Annotated in this window: 6 protein-coding genes; 3 read left to right on the top strand and 3 right to left on the bottom strand. The window is 29.6% G+C overall.

What is annotated here, in order from left to right:
- Positions 1-250: 250 nt before the first annotated feature.
- Positions 251-805, bottom strand: a complete 555-nt coding sequence (locus J2Z44_RS21110) for a hypothetical protein (protein WP_209650048.1) — start codon at positions 803-805, stop codon at positions 251-253.
- Between the two features lie 143 nt (positions 806-948).
- Here J2Z44_RS21110 and J2Z44_RS21105 point away from each other — a divergent pair, with 143 nt between their 5' ends.
- Positions 949-1692, top strand: coding sequence for a hypothetical protein (locus tag J2Z44_RS21105; RefSeq protein WP_021282550.1), 744 nt, complete (start codon positions 949-951; stop codon positions 1690-1692).
- A 440-nt stretch (positions 1693-2132) separates the two neighbouring features.
- On the opposite strand, the gene J2Z44_RS21100 is transcribed toward J2Z44_RS21105, so the two are convergent.
- Together J2Z44_RS21100 and J2Z44_RS21095 are read right to left on the bottom strand one after the other, a co-directional pair.
- A complete protein-coding gene (locus J2Z44_RS21100) occupies positions 2133-2333 on the bottom strand; it encodes a hypothetical protein (RefSeq protein WP_021282549.1) in 201 nt (66 codons plus the stop codon).
- 155 nt (positions 2334-2488) lie between these two features.
- Complete coding sequence (locus tag J2Z44_RS21095; RefSeq protein ID WP_021282548.1) at positions 2489-3358, bottom strand: DUF2268 domain-containing putative Zn-dependent protease; 870 nt, start codon at positions 3356-3358, stop codon at positions 2489-2491.
- A gap of 347 nt (positions 3359-3705) precedes the next feature.
- On the opposite strand from J2Z44_RS21095, the gene J2Z44_RS21090 reads away from it, so the two are divergent.
- On the top strand, positions 3706-4992 hold the full coding sequence (locus tag J2Z44_RS21090) for a B12-binding domain-containing radical SAM protein (protein WP_021282547.1): 1287 nt from the start codon (positions 3706-3708) through the stop codon (positions 4990-4992).
- A gap of 83 nt (positions 4993-5075) precedes the next feature.
- A complete protein-coding gene (locus J2Z44_RS21720; RefSeq protein WP_021282546.1) occupies positions 5076-5426 on the top strand; it encodes a hypothetical protein in 351 nt (116 codons plus the stop codon).
- Positions 5427-5497: the final 71 nt, after the last annotated feature.

The following is a 5497-nucleotide window of genomic DNA, read 5'->3' as shown; positions in this document are numbered from 1 at the left end:
CTCGCATAATTTATTTTTATTATTTTGGATTTTTATATAGTTTTATATTAGTGGTATTTTTAGGGATGAATTTTCTTAATTAAAACATATATATTAATTCCATGCATATCAAACCAATTAATTCTTGAATAAGGTCTTATTGAACGGATTTTGTCATCAGCAAAAGCTTGATTAGTTTCTCTGCCTCTGATTGAAATTTTCCTAACTATTGCACTATCTGGAATTGAACTATTATTGCTTAAATCAAAATTTACAGTGTTGGATACTTTTTTTTTATAGTTACTACTAAGTCTTGATTTAAATTTACAGTATAACTTTTAGGTATATACCAAGGAGCACCGACCATTAAAGAATAAGAAGCTTTATCACTAAAAGTTTCTGTTGAGCTTATTCTTATATAGTAAGTTCCTGATTTATCAACTGTGAATTTTGCTTGTTTTTTTGTTGAAGATCCATGAATGCTAGTTGAGATTTCATAAACTAGATCGTCAGAATAAATATTTGCTACTATGTTATGATATGGTGAATTAATAGTTAAAGTATTAGTTCCTTGTGTAAGGAATACCTTATACCAATCGGTGTCATTAGAATCACTTAAAAAACAACTTGATAGCATCTTTGGATGAAAATCTAATGAATCTTGAATAGTGTTTGCAGTAATTAGTTGTGATGTTTCTTTAGTATTGTTTATTACTGTAGCTGGAGCTCCGTCATCAACATGTGCATATGCAGAATTGGTTGTGGTAATTACAGTGAAAAGCAACATGAAAAGAAATAATGCAATTTTTTTCGATAATTTTCTCATATTTTATATTCCCCCTTAGAATAAATAATTCATGTAAAATATACCATAAATTATTCAAAAAAGTAAATATATTACTTTAAAGGTTAAGTTTTCTTAGTTATATCCGATAAAAAAATATAAGGATTTCAAGGAGGTAATTTAAATTGTACAAGTATACATCTTTCCAAGTGAATAATAGAAACGGATATAATGCATATAGTGCATTTAGTAAAGCTTTTAATTCTATAAATAAAAAGCATACGACAAATATTAATACTAGCACAAATAGTAATGTTAATCTTAGTACTAGGAAGAAATACATTTCTAGTAATCTTGAAGAGCTTAAATTTAATAATAATGTTTTAAACTTAAGAAACGGCAAAAACTACAGGGTTAAAACACTTACAAATGGCTTCACAGATATAGCCGTTAAAGGTTCTTTTAATGCAAACCTAGTTTTTTATGATTTGCATCCCACAGAAGATATAGCCAATTTTTTTTCAGAACCACAATTTAATGATATGAACCAAATGGTAACATTAATTAAATGTATAAGTGGTAATAAGCCTGTAGAAAAGAAAGTAGATTTAATAAGAATTTTTATGCCTAATTCTTTAGAAGTAAAGGCACGACTGGAAAGTCTTGGCGCTGAAGCTGGAAAAATGATTAAACTTAGTGAAAACTCAGAAGAAGTATTTTTCGATACTAATGGATGGTTATATACAAAAAAAGAATTGGACCTACTCTATGATTCATATAAGCAAACTAATTATTTTGAATTTGGATTTACCAAGGATTCAAAATTAGTCTACTGTGATGGGCGTGAATTTAAAATCAACAATAAAGGTACTTTTGATCTTCCGGATGATGTTATCTGTACACCTTCCAGAATTAAAGCCGTAAAATAACCTTTTATGGATAACAATCTTTTTACTTAATAGTGGCATCGTTATTATTCGATGGAATATTATGGGTGTAGATATATATTAGGCTGTAATGAAAGATTCTGGATAGATATGAGGTATATAAATTAATTTTTAAGCTAGAAGTGAAGCAAGAAAAGAGTCAGCTTAAAGTTAGAGTGTGAATGTCCTTCACACTTTACTTGCCTTCCATAGACATGTAATTAGTCACTCTCACTTCAATATACCTAGGAATTGTATATTAAAGCGAGGCACCTTGAAAAGATTAATAAGCCAGTATGGTAGTGTAGTTTGTGTTATACTGGATCAACAGAATCCTTAGATAGCTCTACTATCTAAGGATTCTGTTTCCATGTCAGCACAAGCTTGCTTGCAAACTCAAAATATTCCTTAAATCTTTGCCTTGTTACTTATTTTTAGATGCCTTAATCTTTGTGTAATTTTAAAGCGAAAAATAAAATTGTGCTTATAATGAGCCAAATAATACTGTATTGAAGCGTCTGTATACTAATATACTGTTTTCCACCAGGTATTCCAATTAAAGCTGATATTACATTGGATAAAAGTATAGAACCAAAAATAAATAGAAAAAACTTTATACCTCTATTTGATGATTTCTTTTCCATTGAATCACCTCAAATACTTGTATTTTTGTAGTTACCTTGTTTGAATAAGCTTAGTACCTAGAAAACTCCAGGGGATCATCAGAAGGTGTAACATGCTTCTTAAATTTTCTAGCAATACAAACTGTATAGGTTTCATGAGCAATTACTCCATTAAACTATACTACGTTATTATCAAAGCCAAATTGCAAGCCATAGTTACTCTTAGAATAAATTTCCTCTGAGCTCATTTCGATTAAATCCTTCACACTAGTAAGTGGATAATGGGTTTTAAAGGCTTCAATAATCCTGTAGCCAAAGAAATATCCCGCACACCAAGGAATGCCACATTCGGTATCACCAAACATATATTTAACATAATCCACATTAGTTTCATTTAATAATTTTGAGTAATACTCATTCCACAATTCCTTTTCTTGCTCTTTTGTTACTTGAGAAATCCACTTGGGATTTAAGGAAGGGTTAAAGCTTTTAGCGAAGGCATCTGCTTCCCCGTCAATTAATAGAGCTTCTATAAATTTTCCTGTACATCCTCCATGAATTACATTCCAGTAATTTCCCCACACAGTATGATGCCATTCATGAGCAAATACATAGGGTATCCACTGTGAATAGTCTTCCACTAAAGGATTAACATTTAATATAATATTTCCAAATACATTTACTCCCCACACTCCATTTTGCTGTTCTTTTACAACTACATTATCATCATCAACAGGATAGATAGCAATAACTATAGGGTCATCATCGTAATTAGGAAGTGCTTTGGTTATGTCCATAAATTTATTGTTAATCTCTTTGAGATCTAATTTTTTCAGTAATTCAAGCTGTTGTTTTAATTTCGATATATTCTTGATAGGCCTAGGTTTTCTATCAGACATATCAAATGGAGCCCAGTGGCTTATTTTTTTCCAATAAGGCTCAATTGCGTATTGGTTCCATAAGGCCTCGCAATCTGCATTTTCTTTTTCCATTCCTAAAATATAATTGTCTAGATTTTCATAAACCGCTAAAATTTCTAAATACATTTTTATCCTCCCTAAATAATGGAGGGTTAAGATATAGTCACCCTCCAAGCTTTACTTATTACGTTAACTATAATCTTTTTCATATTAATCACCCTTTCAAAAAATATTGTAACTTAGAAAGTTTATACTTAATTAGCCTAATAAAATATATAGTTGTTATATATTAAAGGTCCAAGCTACATGTAAATTATAACATATTTTACAATTAATGAACAATAAATAAAAATATTATGCAAAATATTTGGGTTTTGTATTTAAGTAATTATATGGTAGAATTAATTTAAAATTCTGATTATAGGTGCTGATGGAGCCTATATAAATTTAGCTATGAGTTATATGGGGGACACATGAAAAAGCATATATTAATGATAACTCCGGAAAATAAGGAGATTAATAAATTTAGAAAAAGGCAGATAAACAATTTTATACAAATAACAATGCCATATTTAGCTGCATTTATTGACGAAGATAAATATGATATTACACTAATAGATGAATACAATCAGAAGATACCCTTTGAAGCTTATTATGATTTAGTTGTAATTACAGTTAATACTGCAAATGCACCTCATTGTTATAACCTTTCAAAACTATTTAGAAATAAAGGTAGCAAGGTAGCCTTTGGAGGACCTCATGCAACACTCTTGCCAGAAGAAGCAAAAGAGCATTGTGATGTAATAATTATAGGTGAAGCCGAAGAGAGTTGGCCAAAGTTTTTAGAAGAATTTTATTGTGGAAATTATAAGAGGGAATATAGATGTTTGAACACTCCTAGCCTAGAGGGAATCCCAATACCAAGAAGAGATTTAATAAAAGGAAGATTCTTTACTAAAGGTGCAGTTTTTGCAACAAGGGGATGTCCCTATAGCTGTGATTACTGTAATTTAAAGCAAATATATGAGGATTCCTTTAGAAAAAGGCCTATAAAAGAAGTGATAGAAGATATTAAAAGTATAAAAAGTAGGTTCTTTGTATTTTGGGATGACAATTTCTTTGGAGATATTGAATATGCAAAAGAATTATTAAAAGAACTTAGTAAACTAAATAAAAAGTGGGCAGCCCAGGTTACACTAGAAAGATGCAAAGATGAGGAGTTATTGACATTAGCAAAAAAAGCAGGCTGCATTTATTTCTTTGTGGGACTAGAGTCCTTTTCAAAAAATACTTTAATTAGTGTAAATAAAGGAATAAATAATGTAGATAAATATAAAGAGTTGATAAACTGTGTTCATAAACATGGGATTTGCGTACAAGCCGGAATAATTTTTGGATTTGATACAGATACAAAAGAAGTATTTAAAACAACTCTAGATATGTGTAATTACTTAGGGATTGATGGGGTAACAGTAAGTATACTAACTCCTCTCCCAAGGACACCATTACATTACCAATTAAGTAGTGAGGGAAGGTTACTAACGCAAGATTGGTCCTATTATAATGGAAAAACTAGAGTAGCATTTCAACCAAAGAATATGAGTCCAGAAGAACTATTTAGTGGATATATGTGGTTTAGAAGTAACTTTTATTCCCTAAAATCAATAGTAACTAGGCTGAAAAGATCTAAAACTAATATTTTATATAATTTAATTGTTAACTTAGGATATAAGATTTCAATAAGAAAAATAGTGAAATAGTAATATAAGGTACGATTTTCTTATAGAATTTAGCAGGGATATAGGATTGATAAACTGGTAAACCAGTGAAACAAATATGAGGGGTGGTAAAAATTAGCGATTTAAAATTAAAAAACAAAAACAATAAACTCTTTAGCAGTAAGGCCTATAAAAACTTAAATAGGTTAATAGTTTTAGTATATATTTTCTTTATGCTTATATATGTTTTTAGAGATAACCTTTATAAGCTAGACAGTTCCTATATTACTCTATTTGCAGAAGTTGCACCAAACCTTATACCGAGCTTTCTATTTACTTTAATTGGCATGTTCTATATAGTACCACTTTTAAAGGGAATAGATTCAGTGGGTAAATCCATAGTTATTTGGTTAATTAATGCTATTAATATTATAGTTTTTTTACTTATAGAGTACACCACTTTACAAGTAATTTAAAATTACCAAAAAATACAACGTACCAAACGCCTTCTAGATATCAATACTAATCTTGTGAACACCAATATTGA

The organism is Clostridium punense (assembly GCF_017874425.1).
GTDB lineage: Bacteria > Bacillota > Clostridia > Clostridiales > Clostridiaceae > Clostridium_J > Clostridium_J punense.
This window is presented reverse-complemented; position numbering and strand designations above follow the sequence as displayed.

What these genes read in the sequence shown, in the direction of transcription:
- J2Z44_RS21110 (WP_209650048.1), bottom strand. Translation starts at nt 805, where the DNA reads ATGAGAAAATTATCGAAAAAAATTGCATTATTTCTTTTCATGTTGCTT.
- J2Z44_RS21100 (WP_021282549.1), bottom strand. Translation starts at nt 2,333, where the DNA reads ATGGAAAAGAAATCATCAAATAGAGGTATAAAGTTTTTTCTATTTATT.
- J2Z44_RS21095 (WP_021282548.1), bottom strand. Translation starts at nt 3,358, where the DNA reads ATGTATTTAGAAATTTTAGCGGTTTATGAAAATCTAGACAATTATATT.
- J2Z44_RS21090 (WP_021282547.1), top strand. Translation starts at nt 3,706, where the DNA reads ATGAAAAAGCATATATTAATGATAACTCCGGAAAATAAGGAGATTAAT.